This is a genomic window from Pedococcus sp. 2YAF34, assembly GCF_052114585.1.
In the GTDB taxonomy this organism is placed as follows: domain Bacteria; phylum Actinomycetota; class Actinomycetes; order Actinomycetales; family Dermatophilaceae; genus Pedococcus.
On record NZ_JBFRFA010000001.1, the window covers coordinates 206,245 to 223,786 of the forward strand.

General features: G+C 72.7%; 16 protein-coding genes. 5 read left to right on the plus strand and 11 right to left on the minus strand.

Features of this window, described 5'->3' with window-relative positions; genetic code table 11:
- Nucleotides 1-69 precede the first annotated feature (69 nt).
- The 4 genes from AB4Z02_RS01010 to recA form a co-directional block, all read right to left on the minus strand.
- On the minus strand, nt 70-831 hold the full coding sequence (locus AB4Z02_RS01010; protein WP_441968580.1) for a YoaK family protein: 762 nt from the start codon (nt 829-831) through the stop codon (nt 70-72).
- 102 nt (nt 832-933) lie between these two features.
- The gene (locus AB4Z02_RS01015) at nt 934-1,665 is read right to left on the minus strand and encodes a LamG domain-containing protein (protein ID WP_441968582.1); all 732 of its coding nucleotides are present in this window, start codon (nt 1,663-1,665) and stop codon (nt 934-936) included.
- Between the two features lie 246 nt (nt 1,666-1,911).
- Complete coding sequence (locus AB4Z02_RS01020; RefSeq protein WP_082590852.1) at nt 1,912-2,562, minus strand: regulatory protein RecX; 651 nt, start codon at nt 2,560-2,562, stop codon at nt 1,912-1,914.
- 10 nt (nt 2,563-2,572) lie between these two features.
- Complete coding sequence (gene recA, locus AB4Z02_RS01025) at nt 2,573-3,577, minus strand: recombinase RecA (RefSeq protein ID WP_441968652.1); 1,005 nt, start codon at nt 3,575-3,577, stop codon at nt 2,573-2,575.
- Nucleotides 3,578-3,886: 309 nt separating this feature from the next.
- On the opposite strand from recA, the gene AB4Z02_RS01030 reads away from it, so the two are divergent.
- A complete protein-coding gene (locus tag AB4Z02_RS01030; protein ID WP_056884665.1) occupies nt 3,887-4,303 on the plus strand; it encodes a RidA family protein in 417 nt (138 codons plus the stop codon).
- 67 nt (nt 4,304-4,370) lie between these two features.
- Here the strand turns inward: AB4Z02_RS01030 and AB4Z02_RS01035 are convergent, their stop codons facing one another.
- Nucleotides 4,371-4,715: a hypothetical protein gene (locus AB4Z02_RS01035; protein ID WP_441968585.1), complete on the minus strand. Its 345-nt coding sequence runs from the start codon at nt 4,713-4,715 to the stop codon at nt 4,371-4,373.
- 152 nt (nt 4,716-4,867) lie between these two features.
- Here AB4Z02_RS01035 and AB4Z02_RS01040 point away from each other — a divergent pair, with 152 nt between their 5' ends.
- The 3 genes from AB4Z02_RS01040 to AB4Z02_RS01050 are packed head-to-tail and all read left to right on the plus strand — an operon-like array spanning nt 4,868 to nt 8,218.
- Nucleotides 4,868-5,890, plus strand: coding sequence for an ABC transporter ATP-binding protein (locus AB4Z02_RS01040; RefSeq protein WP_441968587.1), 1,023 nt, complete (start codon nt 4,868-4,870; stop codon nt 5,888-5,890).
- Nucleotide 5,891: 1 nt separating this feature from the next.
- The gene (locus tag AB4Z02_RS01045) at nt 5,892-7,058 is read left to right on the plus strand and encodes an ABC transporter permease (RefSeq protein WP_441968589.1); all 1,167 of its coding nucleotides are present in this window, start codon (nt 5,892-5,894) and stop codon (nt 7,056-7,058) included.
- The gene (locus AB4Z02_RS01050) at nt 7,055-8,218 is read left to right on the plus strand and encodes an ABC transporter permease (RefSeq protein ID WP_441968591.1); all 1,164 of its coding nucleotides are present in this window, start codon (nt 7,055-7,057) and stop codon (nt 8,216-8,218) included. Before AB4Z02_RS01045 ends, AB4Z02_RS01050 begins: the two co-directional genes overlap by 4 nt.
- Before the next feature lie 10 nt (nt 8,219-8,228).
- On the opposite strand, the gene AB4Z02_RS01055 is transcribed toward AB4Z02_RS01050, so the two are convergent.
- The 6 genes from AB4Z02_RS01055 to AB4Z02_RS01080 are packed head-to-tail and all read right to left on the minus strand — an operon-like array spanning nt 8,229 to nt 12,674.
- On the minus strand, nt 8,229-8,741 hold the full coding sequence (locus tag AB4Z02_RS01055) for a GNAT family N-acetyltransferase (protein ID WP_441968593.1): 513 nt from the start codon (nt 8,739-8,741) through the stop codon (nt 8,229-8,231).
- Nucleotides 8,742-8,801: 60 nt separating this feature from the next.
- Entirely contained in the window at nt 8,802-9,629 is an 828-nt protein-coding gene (locus AB4Z02_RS01060; RefSeq protein WP_056884670.1) for an ABC transporter permease, read from the minus strand.
- Entirely contained in the window at nt 9,626-10,456 is an 831-nt protein-coding gene (locus AB4Z02_RS01065; RefSeq protein ID WP_056884671.1) for an ABC transporter permease, read from the minus strand. The genes AB4Z02_RS01060 and AB4Z02_RS01065 overlap by 4 nt, the downstream gene beginning before the upstream one ends.
- On the minus strand, nt 10,456-11,391 hold the full coding sequence (locus tag AB4Z02_RS01070) for an ABC transporter ATP-binding protein (protein ID WP_056884672.1): 936 nt from the start codon (nt 11,389-11,391) through the stop codon (nt 10,456-10,458). Before AB4Z02_RS01070 ends, AB4Z02_RS01065 begins: the two co-directional genes overlap by 1 nt.
- A gap of 33 nt (nt 11,392-11,424) precedes the next feature.
- Nucleotides 11,425-12,456 (minus strand): NAD(P)H-dependent flavin oxidoreductase, encoded by a 1,032-nt coding sequence (locus AB4Z02_RS01075; RefSeq protein ID WP_441968596.1) that lies wholly within the window; start codon nt 12,454-12,456, stop codon nt 11,425-11,427.
- Nucleotides 12,453-12,674 (minus strand): DUF3046 domain-containing protein, encoded by a 222-nt coding sequence (locus AB4Z02_RS01080; protein ID WP_056884673.1) that lies wholly within the window; start codon nt 12,672-12,674, stop codon nt 12,453-12,455. Before AB4Z02_RS01080 ends, AB4Z02_RS01075 begins: the two co-directional genes overlap by 4 nt.
- A 100-nt stretch (nt 12,675-12,774) precedes the next feature.
- Here AB4Z02_RS01080 and AB4Z02_RS01085 point away from each other — a divergent pair, with 100 nt between their 5' ends.
- Nucleotides 12,775-17,541, plus strand: coding sequence for an ATP-dependent helicase (locus AB4Z02_RS01085; RefSeq protein ID WP_441968597.1), 4,767 nt, complete (start codon nt 12,775-12,777; stop codon nt 17,539-17,541).
- Nucleotide 17,542 lies beyond the last annotated feature (1 nt).

Sequence of the window (17,542 nt, forward strand, 5' to 3'; positions counted from 1 at the left end):
GTACGTGCTGCGCACGGCTGGTATGCCGCGCGGGCGCGTGGCCCCGCATGCAGCCCCGGAGGCGCGCCGTCAGCGCGTCCGGAGGTCGGCGACGAGCGGTGGGGCGGCGACCACGAGGAGCACGAGGGCGGGCGCGACCAGCACGGTGAAGCCGAGGGCGAGGTAGCCGACGGCGCCGGCCACTCCGCCGACGAAGAACAGACCGACCAACCCGGCCAGCATGCCGAGCTTGCCGAGGTCTGCGCGCACCGGCGGCAGGCCGACCGTCCGGCTGCGGTACGCCGCCTTGCCCAGCTCGATGCCGATGTCCGTGATCATGCCGGTGACGTGCGTGGTGCGGATCTGCGCGGCGGAGATCTTGGTGATGATGTCGTTCTGCAGACCCATGGTGAAGCACAGCACCGCGACGAACACGAGGTCGCGGTGTCGCCAGGTGAGCTGGTCGGCCAGCCCTCCGAAGGCGAGGATCAGCAGGGCCTCGAGCACCAGGACGTTGGCGAACCGGGCCTCGTGGTGGCGCCGACGGCCCCAGTTGAACAGCATCGCGCAGGTCATCGCTCCGAGGACGAAGCAGGTGATGGCCTCCACCCCGGTGCCGACCAGGCGCATCGACCCGAGCACGAGGTGGTCGGCGACGGATGCGGTCAGGCCCGTCATGTGGGAGGTGTAGACGGAGACGGCCACGAACCCCACGGAGTTCAGCATCCCTGCGATGAAGGCGAGCAGGTCGGCCAGGTAACGGTTGCGCCGAGGTGTGCGCGTGGCGCCGGCCACCGTGACCAGGCGCGCCGAGAGCGCGGTCAAGCGCGGCGCGGACGGCTGCGGTTGCACGAGTGCGAGGCTACCGGCGCAGTCCTCCGGCGTGAGCAGAGGTCAGTAGGTCGCTGGTTGCAGGGGCGCCACGCCCCGTGCCGATCCGGTCTGCAGCCGCCGTCAGCAGGGCATCTTGGCCATCAGCGCGGCTCTGGCGCCAGCACCGGAGACCACGCCGGCACAGTCGAGCTGGCCCCGGAACTGGTCGGTCCACGTGGTCGTCGAGCCCTTGCCCCCCACGTACAGGGGGCGGCCGGACGTCAGCCGGATGGTCCCCGGCGACAGCGCGTAGGTGTTGACGTAGCCGTCGACCGCGATGCTGATCGAGCCGGACTGCCGGCTGCAGACGACCTCGTGCGAGGCCCCGTTGGCCAGTGAGGTGCGGGTGGACTTGGCGACCATGTAGCCCTTGGTGCCCTTGAGGACGCAGATCGCCGTGCCGCCGTTGACCGGTTGCAGCGCGATCTTGAACTGGGCGGGATCGTTGCCCATGCCGCCCTGGATGACGTTGGGGTTGGACTTTGCCACCAGGCTGTTCGTACGCAGGACTGCCCCGAAGGCGAACTCGAGGTCGCCCGGGCTGAAGGTCGACCCGTTCGCCTGGCCGTAGGCGGGGGCCGCGTTGAAGCTCACGTAGCCGGTGCCGCGGCTCCAGCTGCCCTTGAGCGAGATGTTCTGCGGGTTGCCGTCGAGGTCCGCGACCGTGGCGCTGCCGGCCGCGACAGTGAAGTTCCACAGACCCGACGGACCCGTCGCGGCCTGGGCGTGTGGCGCCGCGAGCACCACCGCCGGCACCAGGGCCGCCAGACCGACAACCGTGGCAGCCGCCAGCTGCCTCACTGACATGCGCATCGCAATCCCCCTCATCGACTGTGTGGTGCGGACACCCAGTTGTCTTTCCTCGCAAGGGTTGCGGCACCCTGCAGGTCAACCCTAGGAAGGCGGGCAGCGGGTTGACTTCACCACTGCGGCGTACCCGCGCTGCGCCGAAAAGCGGACGGAGCAGCCCATCCCGTCGAGGGAGGCCGGCCGGCCAGCGCAGCTGTGCCTGCCCACGCTGCAGCAGGGATGGGGCCGGGTTCGGCCGGGGAACGGAGGTCAGTCCCGCCGGTGCTCTGCAGCCTCCGCGAGAGCCTCTCGGATCACGGACATCGACAGGTCGGCGGGGTAGCCCTTGCGAGCCAGCATCCCTGCCAGCCGTCGCTTCTGGACGAGGACGTCGAGCCCGTGCATCGACCGCAGCTTCTTGGCGACGAGTCGCTCGGCCTGGTCGCGCTCGGCGTGCGGGTCGATGGCGTCGAGGGTGGCACGGGCCGTCTCGTCGTCGACCCCCTTGGTGCGCAGCTCGCGGGCCAGCGCTCGCTTGGCCAGCCCACGCCCGGCCTGCTGCGACCGCACGAGCATCCCAGCGAACGCCTCGTCGTCGATGAGGCCGACCTCGGTCATGCGGTCGAGCACGGCCTCGGCGACGTCGTCGGGGCACTCACGCTGCTTGAGCTTGTCGCGCAGCTGCTGGCGGCTCCTGGGTGCCATCGCGAGCTGCCGCAGCACGATCTGCCGGGCGACGTCGTGGGCGTCCGGCTCGGCGTCCCGCGACTGCAGGTCGCTCTCGGGGTCGCCGGGGATGGGTTGCCACGCCTCCGGACGCCGTGGGGCAACGGTGGGCCGGTGTCCTGCCACGGCCTCGGACGACGTCGCGGCGAGGGCAGCCTCGAAGGCCGCCCTGGCCGCAGCGTGTCGATCAGTCATGCGGGATGGCTCAGAACTCGACCGGGACCTCGGGGACCGCGTCGGCCGGCTTGTCGACCTGCGGCCCGATGCCGAGCTTCTCCTTGACCTTCTTCTCGATCTCGTTGCCGAGGTCGGGGTTGTCCTTGAGGAACTGGCGGGCGTTCTCCTTGCCCTGGCCGAGCTGGTCGCCCTCGTAGGTGTACCAGGCGCCGGCCTTGCGCACGAAGCCGTGCTCGACGCCCATGTCGATGAGGCCACCCTCTCGGGAGATGCCCTGGCCGTAGAGGATGTCGAACTCCGCCTGCTTGAACGGCGGGGCCACCTTGTTCTTGACGACCTTGACGCGGGTGCGGTTGCCGACGGGCTCGGTGCCGTCCTTGAGGGTCTCGATGCGGCGGACGTCGAGGCGCACCGAGGCGTAGAACTTCAGCGCCTTGCCACCGGTCGTCGTCTCGGGCGAGCCGAACATGACGCCGATCTTCTCGCGGAGCTGGTTGATGAAGATCGCGGTCGTGCCCGAGGTGTTGAGCGCACCCGTGAGCTTGCGCAGGGCCTGGGACATGAGCCGGGCCTGGAGGCCGACGTGGCTGTCACCCATCTCGCCCTCGATCTCGGCGCGGGGCACGAGGGCCGCCACGGAGTCGATGACGATGATGTCGAGTGCGCCGGAGCGGATCAGCATGTCGGCGATCTCGAGCGCCTGCTCCCCCGTGTCGGGCTGGCTCACGAGGAGCGCGTCGGTGTCGACACCGAGCTTCTTGGCGTACTCGGGGTCGAGGGCGTGCTCGGCGTCGATGAACGCCGCGATGCCGCCGGCCCGCTGGGCGCTGGCGACCGCGTGGAGCGCGACGGTGGTCTTGCCGGAGGACTCCGGTCCGTAGATCTCCACGACCCGACCACGCGGAAGGCCACCGATACCCAGGGCCACGTCGAGGGAGATGGATCCCGTGGGAATCACGTCGATGGGGGGACGCACGTCGTCGCCGAGGCGCATGACCGCGCCCTTGCCGAAGTTCTTCTCGATCTGTCCCATGACGGAGTCGAGCGACTTCGCCTTCTGGTCACCTGCAGTGTTGCCACCGGGCATCCTGGCCACGTTTCCTTCTTTCCACTGTCGAGTCGGGCGCGCCTGCCTTCGACCCTGTCGCTGTCAGTTGCTGTCGGGTCAGACGCTAGGTGCCGCCACCGACAGCCGTCCCGGGCCGAGGAACAGCCTGTGGACGGTGGTGCCGCAGGTGGTGCCACCTGTGGACGAGCATACCGAACACGTGTTCGAAACAGCAGACCCGGCGCGCGACACGCGGGCGCGTGTCGCAACCCGTGCGCGTGCCACCATGGCGCCATGTCCGGACCCCAGCTCGTCGACGTGCCAGGGCTCTACCCGGGCGTCCCCTACGCCTACGCGGCGACGCAGCCACCGGGTACCCGGCTGGTCCTCACGGCCGGCGCGTGCCCGCTCGACGCGCAGGGACGGGTCGTCGCCCCGGGTGACGTCGCCGCCCAGGCGAAGGTGGTCATGGACCACCTCGAGTCCGCACTGCGCGCGGCGGGCGCGGGGCTGGGCGACGTCCTCAAGAGCACGGTCTACGTCGCGAGCTCCCGGCGCCAGGACCTCGTCGCCGCCTGGGAGGTCGTGCAGGCGCGGATGGGCCCGCACCGGGCCCCTAGCACCCTGCTGGGGGTCACCGTGCTCGGCTGGCCCGACCAGCTCGTCGAGGTCGAGGCGATGGCCGCCGTCCCCCACGGGCAGCCGGGCTGAGCGCAGCCACCACACCACGAGCGGCGTGAGGCACCGTCCGGGCAGCCCGGCCACCCCGTGTCCCGACTCAGCGGGTGACGACGCCCCGGGCCTGCGCCATCGCCTCGCGCAGGTCGGCGAAGGCCACCTCGACCCCGGTCGCCAGCGTGTCGACGGCCTCGCCCGCCGCCTCGCCGCGCGACTCGGCACGAGCGCGCGCCTTGGCGATCCGGTGCCGGAGGTCGGTCAGCAGGGAGCCGATCCGCTCGTCGGTCTCCATCCGGCCGAGGCGGTACTGCACCTCCAGGTGCTCTAGCCGCCCGGTCCACTGCTCCAGCCGGGTGCGGGCGAGCTCGGTCCGCAGCGCGAGGATCTGCACCTCCAGCGCCTCGATGCGCTCCGGCAGGGTCATGTCGTTCGTGGTTGCGGCCATCGTCCTGCTCCTCGTCCGGTCCATCGCCCTCCGATGGGCCTCGCGTCCATCGTCGGCGCGGCCAGAGCGACCCGAACAGGGACCTCGGACCCTGCCCCTGGGCGACCGGGCGGCGCAGCGTGGGCGCGGAGGGCCATCGGAGAGGGGACGCCATGACACCTGCACCGTCCACCGGTGCCGCGCCGGCCTCGGCAGCCGCCCGTGCCCGGGAGCCCGCACGCGGCGGCGGCGACGCGTACGAGGACGTCCTGGTCGCCAGCCACCTCACGCGCCGCTTCGGTGACCGGGTCGCCGTCGACGACGTGTCGTTCCACATCGCCCCGGGCGAGGCCTACGGGCTGCTCGGCCCCAACGGGGCCGGCAAGACCACGACGATCCGGCTCGTGTGCGGCCTGCTCAGCCCCGACGACGGGTCCATCGAGGTGGCCGGGATCGCGGTGACGGCCGGCGCGACCCGGGCCAAGGCGCGCATCGGCTACGTGCCGCAGGAGGTCTCGCTCTACCCCGACCTGACCGCGCGCGAGAACCTCGCGTTCTTCGGCCGGCTCTACCGACTCTCGGGCTCGGCGCTGCGCGCCCGTGTCGACGAGGTCCTCGAGCTGGTCGACCTCACCGACCGTGCGGACGACCGGGTCGACGCCTACAGCGGGGGTATGCGGCGCCGGCTCAACATCGGCGCCAGCCTGCTGCACCGGCCCGAGCTGCTCGTGCTCGACGAGCCGACCGTCGGGGTCGACCCGCAGAGCCGCCACGCCATCATGGAGAGCATCCGGGCCCTCGGCTCGAGCGGTCTGGCGGTGCTGTACACGACGCACTACATGGAGGAGGCCGAGCGCCTCTGCGACCGCGTCGGCATCATCGACCGCGGCCGCCTGGTCGCCGAGGGCACCCGGCGCGAGCTGGTCGCGCGGGTCGGCGAGCGGGACCGGATCCTGTTGTCCGCCAGCGGGTCCCTGGGGTCGTTCGCCGCCGCCTGCCGCTCGATGGAGGGCATCGACAGCGTCGACGTCTCCGACTCCACGGTCGAGCTGCTCGCCAAGGACGGCCGCCTGCGGCTTCCCACCGTGCTGGCGGCCGCGAGCAGCGCGGGGGCGTCGGTGCGCTCGGTCGAGGTGGTCGAGCCGGACCTCGAGGCGGTCTTCCTGCACCTCACCGGCACGGCCCTGCGGGAGTGACGTGCACCCCGTCGTCGCCATCGCGCTGAAGGACCTGCGGCAGCGGCTGCGGGACCGCTCGGCATGGGTCCTCGGGTTCATCGCGCCGATGGCCGTTGCCGGGCTGATCAGCGTGGCGTTCGGCGGAGCCCAGTCGTTCCACACCTCGGTGGCGGTGGTGGACGACGACCACGGCGCGATCGCCACCGGCTTCACCCAGTTCCTGCGCAGCCCCGACCTGCACGACCTGCTGACCGTGCGGACCGTCTCGAGCCGGGCCGACGCGCAGTCCAAGGTGGCCGACGGGGTCCTCGGTGCCGCGTTCGTCATCCCGGCAGGCTTCTCGGACGCCGTCACCGCCGGGAGCAGCGAGCCCATCACGGTGCTGGGCAGCGTCGACGCCACCGTCGCCGCACAGGTCGCCCGGTCGCTCGCCGAGTCCTTCACCGCCCACCTCGAGGGCGTGCAGCTGTCGGTGCGCACCGCGGTGGCAGCCGGAGCGCCGGCCTCGTCGGTCGCCGCGCTGGCCGCGCAGGCGTCGGCGCAGCCGCTCCCCGAGCAGGTGCAGCCCCAGACGTCCGGGGCGAGGACCCTCACGGCGGTCAGCTACTACGCGCCGGCCATGGGCACCTTCTTCATGTTCTTCGCGATCGGCTTCGGCTCGCGAGGGTGGTTCCTCGAACGCAGCGGCGGCACCCTCGAACGACTCTCCGTCGCTCCCCTGGGTATCGGTGCCGTCCTGGCCGGCAAGTCGCTCGCGACGTTCGTCTACGGGGCGGCGAGCCTCGGGACCGTCGCCGTGGTCAGCTCGTTGCTGTTCGGCGCGGACTGGGGTCCACCTCCGGTGGTCGCGGCCCTGGTCCTGGCCCTCGCCCTCACCCTCGTCGGCCTCACCGCCCTCGTCATCACCCTGGCCCGGACCGAGCGGCAGGCCGAGGGCATCGCCTCCATCCTGACCTTCGGCCTCGTCCTGCTCGGCGGCAACTTCGTCTTCATCGGGCAGGCGCCAGACGCCGTCCGCGCCCTCGCCCGCCTCACCCCCAACGGCTGGGCGCTGCGGGCGTTCACCGACCTGTCCGGCGGGGCCCCGTGGACGGCGGCGCTCGGACCACTGCTGGCCGTGCTGGCGTTCGCGGTGGTGACGTCGCTGCTGGCGTTCAGCCTGCGACGGCGGGTGCTGGCCCGATGACAGCCGTGACCCTCGCCTGGACCGAGCTGCGGCGGGCAGCCCGCGACCGCACGTTCCTGTTCTTCGTGCTGTTCCTGCCCTTCATGGTGATCCTGCTGATCGGGGTGACGACGTCGGGGTTCACGCAGGAGCGCGTCGCGGTCGTGCAGGCTGACCGCAGCGCCATGGCGGACGCGCTGGTCGCCGGTCTCGACGCGGCACCGGGGCTGCGGGTCGTCGGGGCCACCACCCGGGACGCGGGCGTGCAGCGGCTGCGGTCCGGTGAGGTGACGGCCGTCGTCCTCGTGCCGGCCGGCTTCTCCTCCACTCTGCAGTCGGGCGGCTCGGTGGTCGTCCCGGTCCTGACCACCGGCGAGGTCGGGTCCGGGGGGTCGACGCTCACGACCATCCGGTCGGTCGTGGCTCGGCAGGCGGCCACGGTGCAGGCTGCGGCCTTCGCGACCCGCAGCGTCAGCGGAACCTTCGACCAGAACCACGCCCGGGCCCTGGCGCTGCAGCGCGAGTCGCCGGCGGCCGGGGTGCGCACGGAGGTCGTCGACAGTGCGAGCAGCTACCTGCCCCTGGGGTTCAGCTACAGCGCACCGACGATGCTGGTCCTGTTCGTGTTCATCAACGCCACCGCCGGCGGGGCGGCCATCATCCAGACCCGTCGGCTGGGCATCTTCTCCAGGGCGCTGGCCGCCCCGGTGCGCCCGCGCGACCTCGTACTTGGCGAGGGGCTGTGCTACCTGACCCTCGCCGTCGCCCAGGCCGCCCTCATCGTCCTGGTGGGCGGCCTGGTGTTCGGGGTGAACTGGGGCAACCCGCTCGCCGCCACGGTGCTGGTGACGGTGTGGTGCCTCGTCGGCACGGGCGCGGGACTCGTGAGCGGGACCCTCTTCCACACGCCTGAGCAGGCGAGCGCCATCGGCCCGGCCGTGGGGATCGGCTTCGGGATGCTGGGTGGTTGCATGTGGCCGTTGGAGATCGTGCCGGCCGGGGTGCGGGCCGCGGGCCACCTCACGCCGCATGCCTGGGCCGTCGATGCGTGGGTCACACTGCTGTCCCGCGGCGGTGGGCTCTCGGACATCCTCGGTCCGCTCGCGGTCCTGTCCGCCTTCGCCGTGGCGCTGCTGGGCACCGCCACGCTCCGGCTGCGCCGCTCGCTCACCACGGCCTGAGCGGCTTCGGCTACCCGCCGGACGGCCGGCGCATGGGGGTGTGCGGGATGCCGTCCTCGACGAAGCCGCGGCCGCTCGGGGCGAACCCGAACCCCGCGTACCAGTCGACGAGGTGGGACTGCGCGTCGAGCACCACGTCCCGCTCCCGCGCTCCCTCCAGGACCGTCCCCTCCAGCACTGCCGAGACGAGCCGTGCCGCGAACCCCCGGCCCCGCCACGCGCGCGCCGTGGCGACCCGACCGATACGCAGTGCCCCACCGTCGGCGCCGGGGTCGTCGAGCACGCGGAGGGTGGCCACAGGCACCCCGCCGCGCTCGAGCCACAGGTGGCGGGTCCCAGGCTCGAGATCGCGGCCGTCGAGGTCGAGGTAGGGACAGTCCTGCTCGACCACGAAGACGTCGGACCGCAGCGCCCAGAGCCGGTATGCCGTGAGCGCGTCGAGGTCCGCGAAGGCAGCCGAGCGCACCTCGTCCTGGGGTTCGCCCTGAGGCTCGTCCCGGGCTTCGTCCGGTGCTTCGTCCATGGCCGCGATGCTAGGCGGCGGCGACCGCGTCACGGACGTACGGGGTCACGGGCCCACGGGTCACGACAGCAGCAGCCGTTCGAGGCGGCGGGCCGCACCCACGACGCCCACGGCCCCGAGCACGAGCAGGTAGGCGACGTGCCCCAGCACACCCCAGCCGACGTCGCCGAGGACGAGCGCCCGTTCGAGCGCGACCCCGTGGTAGAGCGGGGTGAGGCGCACCAGCCACTGCAGCGCGTCGGGGTAGGTCGACAGCGGGAAGAACGTCGCGGAGAACAGGAACATGGGCTGCACCGCGAGGGTGACGTAGTCGAAGTCCACCCAGGACCGCATGAACGTCGTCGCGAACATGCCCACCGCCGCGAACGCGAACCCGATGAAGACCGCAGCAGGCAGCGCCAGCAGCGCCCACCACGACCGGACGGCACCGGCGAGCAGCGCGACGACGAGGAACGCCGCCGAGTACATGCCGCCGCGCAGCAGCGACCAGCTGATCTCGCCGACCGCGACGTCGCGGGGTCCCATGGGCGTCGCGAGGACGGCGTCGTAGAGCTTGGCGTACTTGAGCTTGAAGAAGACGTTGAAGGTCGAGTCCATGACCGCGCCGTTCATCGCCGACGCCGCCAACAGGGCCGGGGCGACGAACTGCGGGTAGGTGACCACCATGCCGGAGTCGGTGGTGACCGTCCGCACCAGCGCGCCGATGCCGATGCCGAGGGAGAAGAGGTAGAACACCGGCTCGGCGAACCCCGTGACGAGGGCGATCCAGCCGTGCCTAAACGAGGTGATGTTGCGCTCCACCAGCATCCGCGCCAGGCCGGCGCCCGCGGGCATGGGCAGCGCCCTCGCGAGGCGGCTGGCGACCGGCACCTGCTGGGTCGTGGTCATGAGGCCAACCTCCGCGTGAAGGTGCGTTCGGCGAGGAGCCAGCCCGCGACGGCGTACGCAGCGAGCACCAGCAGGTGGCCCACGAAGGGGACCGTGCCGCCCGAGGCCGACCACCCGCCGGAGACCGCGCGGCAGGCCTCGACGCCGTGCCACAGCGGGGTCACCCACGCCACGGGCTGCATCCACCCCGGCAGCTGGTCGACGGGGAAGAACGTGCCGGAGAAGAGCATCAGCGGCGTGATGATCCATCGGTAGAGGATGTTGAAGCCGTTGTCGCCCTCCTGAGTCGCAGTGAAAGCGAAGATCGGCGTGACGAAGGCCAGGCCGGTCAGCACCGCGACCGGAAGGCACGCGACCGCGGACCACGAGTCGAACCCGCCGAACAGGCTCGCCACCACCATGAACAGGCTCGTCGCCACGACGAGGTGACCCGTGATCGCCAGGAAGTGTCCGGCCAGCACGTCGCGGACGCGCAACGGTGTCGCGAGCTGGGCGTGGTAGCCCATGTTCCACTTGATGTAGCCGAGCACCTGGTAGCTCGACTCGCTCCAGGCCACCCACATCGTCTGCGTGGCCACGATGCCCGGCACGACGAAGTGCAGGTAGGGCCTGCCGTCGATGCCCCCGGCCCGGTCGTCGACGAGGGCACCGAGGCCGATGCCCATGGAGAGCATGAACAGCACCGGCGACAGCACCCGCGTGACGATGCTGCCGCGCCAGGTCCGCGCGTAGACGGTCGCGTGGTAGCCGCACACGGCGAGGACCCGCTCGACGGCGGAGAGTGGCGCCCTCGGGCCCCGCACGGAACGGTCGTCGTAGGCGGTCATCAGTCGACCAGCGTCCGGCCGGTCAGGGTCAGGAAGACGTCCTCGAGGGTCGAGCGGCGCACGAGCGAGGACAGCGGCGCGACCCCGCGGGCGTGGACGTCGGCGGAGGCACGGTCCCCGTCGTGGGCGTAGACGAGCAGCCGGTCGGGCAGCACCTCGACACGCTCGCCGATCCCGCTCACCTGCTCGGCGTGACGTGCGTGGTCGTCGACGTCGAACCGCAGCTCCAACACCTCACGCGTCGAGTGCTGCTCGATGAGTTCGCGCGGCGACCCCTCGGCGACGATCCGGCCGTGGTCCATGACCACGAGGCGGTCGCACAGCTGCTCGGCCTCGTCCATGTAGTGGGTGGTGAGGACGAGCGTCACCCCGGACCGCTTGAGCCGGAACAGCCTGTCCCACAACACATGTCGAGCCTGCGGGTCGAGCCCGGTGGTCGGCTCGTCGAGCAGCAGTATCTCGGGCGAGTTGATCAGCGAGCGCGCAATGGTGAGGCGCCGCTTCATGCCACCCGACAGGGGCTCGACCTTGTCGCCGGCGCGCTCGGTCAGCTGGGCGAAGTCGAGCAGCTCGGCTGCCCGCGCGCGAACCTCCTTGCGGGACAACCCGAAGTAGCGACCGTAGACCCAGAGGTTCTCCTCGACGGTGAGCTCCTCGTCGAGGGTGTCGCGCTGGGGACAGCTGCCCAGCCGGGCGCGGATCGCGGGGCCGTCGGTGGCCGGGTCGAGGTCGAAGAGCCGGAGCTCGCCACCGCTGACCGGCGACACGCAGCCCACCATCCGCATCGTCGAGGACTTGCCCGCGCCGTTGGGACCGAGGAACCCGAAGCACTCCCCCTTGCGCACCTCGAAGTCGACCCCGTCGACCGCCACGAAGTCGCCGAAGCGCTTGGTCAGCCCGCTGGCCCGCAGGAGGATGTCGTCGTCGCCACTCACTCGCAGAAACCTATCGACAGGTGCCGACAGACCTCACCGGCTTTTCGCCGCCGCGAGCTCGGCGACCAGGAGCGCCGCCAGCTCGGCGGCCGGCAGCGCACGGACCTCGGCGTGACCGGCGCCCGCCCACAGGTGCACGAGCTCCGCTTCGCCGGTGGCCTTCCCGTGCGCCCGGAGCGGCGCGGTCACGTGGTGCACGTGCGGGTATGCCGCGGGGGCGGCCTCGGTGAACAGGTCGGTCCACGTGGTGGCCAGGGCCCGGGCGCTGCGGCCCGTGAAGGCGCGCGTGACGACCGTGCGGTCGCGACGGGTCAGGGCGTCGACGTGCACGGGCGCGGTGCCGGCCTCGGGGCACGCCAGGAACACCGTGCCCATCGCGACGGCGGTGGCGCCCAGCTCGAGCAGCTCGGCCGCAGCGGCACCGGACACCACTCCCCCGGCCGCCATCAACGGCAGGTCGGACCGGGCACGCAGGGCGTTCACCAGCTCGCGCACCGGCAGCTGCTCGCCGCCCGAGTCGACCGGGCCACCCCGGTGCCCACCGGCCTCCCAGCCCTGGGCGACCAGCCCGTCCACCCCCAGCTCGCGCGCCCAGTCGGCCTCCTGCGGGTCGTTGACCGTCACCCACACCTGGCAGCCGACCGCCTGGAGGCGTGCGACGACCTCGGCAGGTGGCCAGCCGAACGCGAAGCTCACAACGGCCGGCGCGGCCGCCACGAGGACCTCGACCTTGGCGTCGAACGCGTCGTCGTCGTAGCGCGGCTCCCCGAGGACCACACCGGCTGCGGCCGCCCACGGTGCCAGCTTCGCGGCATACGCCCGGGCGTCCTCGAGCATCGACGGGTGGTCCGGTGAGGGGGCGAAGACGTTGACGCCGAAGGGGCCGGACGACCGCGAGCGCAGCTCGGCGACGTCGTCCGCGAGGCGCTGGGGCGAGAGGTAGGCGCCCGCGAGGAAGGGGAAGACGCCGGCGCGCGCCACCTCAGCGGCCAGGGTGACGGTGCTGGGGCCACCCGCCATGGGGGCCAGGACGAGCGGACGGGCCGCCCAGTCCGGCGCCGTCACCGCGCCGGCTTCCGCTCCACGCCGAGTCGCCGGGACTCGGGCACGTCCATCGCGTCGCAGATGGCCGCCCACACCACACGAGGGCTCTCGCCCGCCTCGATGGCCTCCAGCGGTGAGCGGTCACCCAGAACGCCCAGGACGTGGTGCCTGGCCAACGAGCTGGCGTAGGCCTCGCCGAACTCGTCGTTCATCAGGTCCCAGAACTTGCTCAGTCGCACCCCGCGAGTCTAGGCACGCCCGGCGACACCGGACGACCTGCGGTGACAGGCCTGGTTCGGCGAGGTGGCTGTCGGTGCCAGGTGGCAGGCTGTCCAGCACATGACCAGCGACGTGCTCGACCGATTCTCCGCCGCCACCGCCGAGTGGTTCCGCGGCTCCTTCAGCGAGCCCACGGCCGCGCAGGCGGGCGCCTGGCAGGCCATCAGCTCCGGGCAGCACGCCCTCGTCGTCGCCCCCACCGGGTCGGGCAAGACGCTGTCGGCGTTCCTCTGGGCGCTCGACCGCCTCGCGAGCACCCCGCCGCCCGAGGAGAAGCTCAAGCGGTGCCGGGTGCTCTACGTCTCCCCCATGAAGGCGCTGGCCGTCGACGTCGAGCGCAACCTCCGGTCACCGCTGGTCGGTATCGGGCACGCGGCCACCCGACTCGGCCTGCCCCAGCCGGACATCACCGTCGCGGTCCGCTCGGGTGACACCCCGGCCAACGAGCGACGGGCGTTCGCGCGGACCCCCAGCGACGTGCTCATCACCACGCCCGAGTCGCTGTTCCTCATCCTGACGTCGCAGGCGCGAGAGGCCCTGGCCGGCGTGGAGACCGTGATCCTCGACGAGGTCCACGCCGTCGCCGGCACCAAGCGGGGAGCACACCTGGCCCTGACCCTCGAACGCCTCGACGCGCTGCTCGAGCGGCCAGCCCAGCGCATCGGCCTGTCGGCGACGGTCGAGCCCGTGGACGAGGTGGCCCGCTACCTCGCGGGTGGCCGGCCCGTCGAGATCGTGCGGCCACCCTCCACCAAGGAGTGGGACCTCGACGTCGTCGTGCCGATCCCCGACATGTCGAGCCTCGGCGAGGTCATCGAGGGCGACCTGTCCGGGCCGGCCGCCGGCGCGGAGCGACGCGCCTCCATCTGGCCGCACGTCGAGGAGCGCATCGTCGACCTCGTCGCTGCGCACCGCTCGACACTGGTGTTCGCCAACTCCCGCCGGCTCGCCGAGCGCCTCACCAGCCGGCTCAACGAGATCTGGGAGGAGCGCCTCGAGGAGGCCGCTGCCGCGGAGCAGACCTCCACCCGGGACAGCGTCGACGAGGCCGCGACGGTCGAGGGGTCGAGGGGATCCGCGGCGTCGAGGCCACCCCGTTCCGGCCAGGCACGCACCCCTGCCCAGCTCATGGCCCAGGCCGGCGCCTCGGCCGGTGCCCCCGCCGTGCTGGCCAGGGCCCACCACGGCTCCGTAAGCAAGGAGCACCGGGCGCTGATCGAGGAGGACCTCAAGGCAGGGCGGCTCCCCGCCGTCGTGGCGACGTCGAGCCTCGAGCTCGGCATCGACATGGGTGCGGTCGACCTCGTCGTGCAGGTGGAGTCGCCGCCATCGGTGGCCAGCGGGCTGCAACGGGTCGGGCGTGCCGGCCACCAGGTGGGCGCGGTGTCCCGGGGGGTGTTGTTCCCGAAGTTCCGCGGCGACCTGGTGCAGACGGCGGTGGTCGTCGAGCGGATGCGGTCCGGCGACATCGAGTCGCTGAAGGTCCCGGCCAACCCCGTCGACGTCCTGGCCCAGCAGGTCGTGGCCATGTGCGCCCTCGACGAGTGGACCGTCGACGACCTCGAGAAGGTCGTGCGGGGGGCGACGCCGTTCTCCTCGCTGCCGAGGTCCATCCTCGAGTCGGTGCTCGACATGCTGTCGGGCCGCTACCCCAGCGACGAGTTCGCCGAGCTGCGGCCCCGCATCGTCTGGGACCGCGTCACCGGCGTGCTGAGCGGCCGACCCGGCGCGCAGCGTCTCGCCGTCACCTCCGGTGGCACGATCCCCGACCGGGGCCTGTACGCCGTGTTCCTCGCCTCCTCCGAGGGTGCCGGTCGGCGGGTCGGCGAGCTGGACGAGGAGATGGTCTACGAGTCGCGGGTCGGTGACGTCTTCACCCTCGGCACCTCCACCTGGCGGATCGAGGACATCACCCACGACCGCGTCCTCGTGACGCCAGCACCCGGGCTGCCCGGCAAGCTGCCGTTCTGGAAGGGCGACCAGCTGGGCCGCCCCGCCGAGCTGGGCCGGGCCGTGGGCGGGTTCGTCCGCGAGGTCGTGGGGCTCTCGGACGCCAAGGCGCGGGCAAGGGTCACCGCCGCCGGGCTCGACGAGTGGGCCACCGACAACCTGCTCGCCTACCTCCGCGAGCAGAAGGAGGCCACGGGCCACGTGCCCGACGACCGCACCATCGTCGTCGAGCGCTTCCGTGACGAGATCGGCGACTGGCGGGTCGCGGTGCACTCTCCGTTCGGCGGCCAGGTCCACGCCCCGTGGGCGCTGTGCGTCTCCGCGCGGATGCGCGAGCGGTTCGGGGTCGACGTCCAGGCGATGCACGGCGACGACGGCATCGTGTTCCGGCTGCCGGACCTCGAGTTCGAGGACGGCCGCGGGGTGGGTGCCGAGCTCTTGGAGCTGGTGCGGCTCGACCCCGAGGAGGTCCACGACCGAGTCACCTCCGAGATCGGCGGGTCGGCCCTGTTCGCCGCCCGCTTCCGCGAGTGCGCGTCGCGCGCCCTCCTCCTCCCCCGGCGACGGCCCGACCGCCGCCAGCCCCTGTGGCAGCAGCGCCAGCGCGCCGCCCAGCTGCTCGAGGTGGCCAGCCAGTACGCCTCGTTCCCCATCATCCTCGAGACGGTGCGCGAGTGCGTGCAGGACGTCTTCGACGTCCCCGGCCTCGAGGGCCTGATGCGGGCGGTGGCGTCCCGCGAGGTCACGGTCGTCGACGTCGAGTCGCGCCAGCCCTCGCCGTTCGCCCGGTCCCTGATGTTCGGCTACGTCGCCCAGTTCCTCTACGAGGGCGACTCGCCGCTCGCCGAGAAGCGGGCCGCCGCCCTGTCGCTCGACCCGACCCTGCTCGCCGAGCTCCTCGGCCGTGGTGAGGGCCTGTCCCTGCGCGACCTGCTCGACCCGGCCCAGGTCGCGCGCACCGAGTCCGAGCTGCAGCGGCTCGTCCCCGAGCGCGCCTGCCGTGACGCCGAGGACGTCGCCGACCTCCTGCGCGTCCTCGGACCCCTGACCCTCGCGGAGATCCAGCGCCGGTCACTGGAGTCGCTGACCCACCAGGACGTCGGCGGGTGGCTGGTCGAGCTCGAGGGCGCCCGGCGACTCATCCGGGTGCGGGTCGCCGGTGAGGAGCGCTGGGCCGCCATCGAGGACGCCGGCCGCCTGCGCGACGCCCTCGGCTGCTCCCTGCCGGTCGGGGTGCCCCAGGCGTTCCTCGAACCGGTGCCCGACCCGCTGGGCGACCTCGTCGCACGCTTTGCCCGCACCCACGGACCGTTCCCCGTCACCACCGTCGCGACGTGGTGGGGTGTGGGTCCGGCGGTGGCCCTGGACGCCCTGCGTCGCCTCGTCTCCTCGGGCCGCGTGGTGGAGGGCGAGCTCCTCCCCCTCGAGAACGGCGGGGGCAGGCACGGGCTCGACTACTGCGACGCCGAGGTGCTGCGCATGCTGCGGCGGCGTTCGCTGGCAGCGCTGCGCGCCGAGGTGGAGCCGGTGGCGACGGTCGAGCTCGCCCGGTTCCTGCCGCAGTGGCAGGCGGTGGGTGGTGGCCTGCGTGGCCGTGACGGCCTCGTGCGGGCGGTGGAGCAGCTCGCCGGCGCCGTGCTGCCGGCCAGTGCCCTGGAGACGCTGGTCCTGCCGTCGCGGGTCGTCGGCTACACCCCGGCCCTGCTCGACGAGCTGACCAGCAGCGGCGAGGTCCTCTGGCGTGGCCACGGCTCCTTGCCGGGCGACGACGGGTGGGTGTCGCTGCACCTCGCGGACACGGCCCACCTGACCATGGCCCCACCGTCGACGGAGCCACTCACCGACACCCAGCAGGTCATGGTCGACGCGCTGTCCGGTGGCGGCGCCTACTTCTTCAGGACGCTGTCGGACGCCGTGGGTGCCACCGACGACGAGCAGGTGCTCACCGACCTGTGGGGGCTGGTCTGGGCCGGGCGGGTGTCCGGCGACACCATCGCCCCTTTGCGCGCCCTGCTCTCCGGCGGCCGCACCGCGCACCGCCGCACCTCCTCGGGGCCGCGGTCGTCGCGCTACGCAGGACGCCGCGGGTCCCTCGGCACCCTCTCGGGCCAGCGAGGACCAGGCCGTCCTTCGCTGCCGACGCGCACCGGTCCCCCCGCCGGGGCAGGACGCTGGTCGCTGCTGCCACCGGTGGAGGACGACGCCACGGTGCGCGCCTACGCAACCGCCGAGGTCCTCCTCGACCGCTACGGGGTGGTCACGCGCGGCGCCGTCGTCGCCGAGGACGTCCCGGGAGGCTTCGCCGGCGTCTACCGGGTACTGGCTGCCGCCGAGGAGTCCGGCCGCGTGCGTCGCGGCTACTTCGTCGAGTCGCTGGGCGCCGCACAGTTCTCGACCACCGGCGCCATCGACCGCATCCGCGCCGGGGCGAGGACGCCGGGCACCGACCCCGACGCGCCCACCGGGCCGGCGCTCGTGCTCGCAGCCACCGACCCGGCCAACGCGTACGGCGCGGCGCTGCCGTGGCCCGAGCGCGCTGCCGGCGACGAGGACGCCACCAGCGAGGCCGGGACCTCCACCCGCAAGGGGCACCAGCCCGGCCGGAAGGCGGGCGCCCTCGTGGTGCTCGTCGACGGTGAGCTGGTGCTCTACGTCGAACGGGGCGGCAAGACCCTGCTGTCCTGGACCGACGACACGTCCCGACTGCAGGCTGCTGCTGACGCCCTGGCCCTGGCCGTCCGCGAGGGCGCGCTCGGGCGGCTCACCGTGGAGAAGGCCGACGGCGGTGCGCTGCTGGGGTCCGAGCACCCCCTCGTGTCCGCCCTCGCGAACGCCGGTTTCCACGCCACCCCCCGGGGCCTGAGGCTGCGCCGGTGAC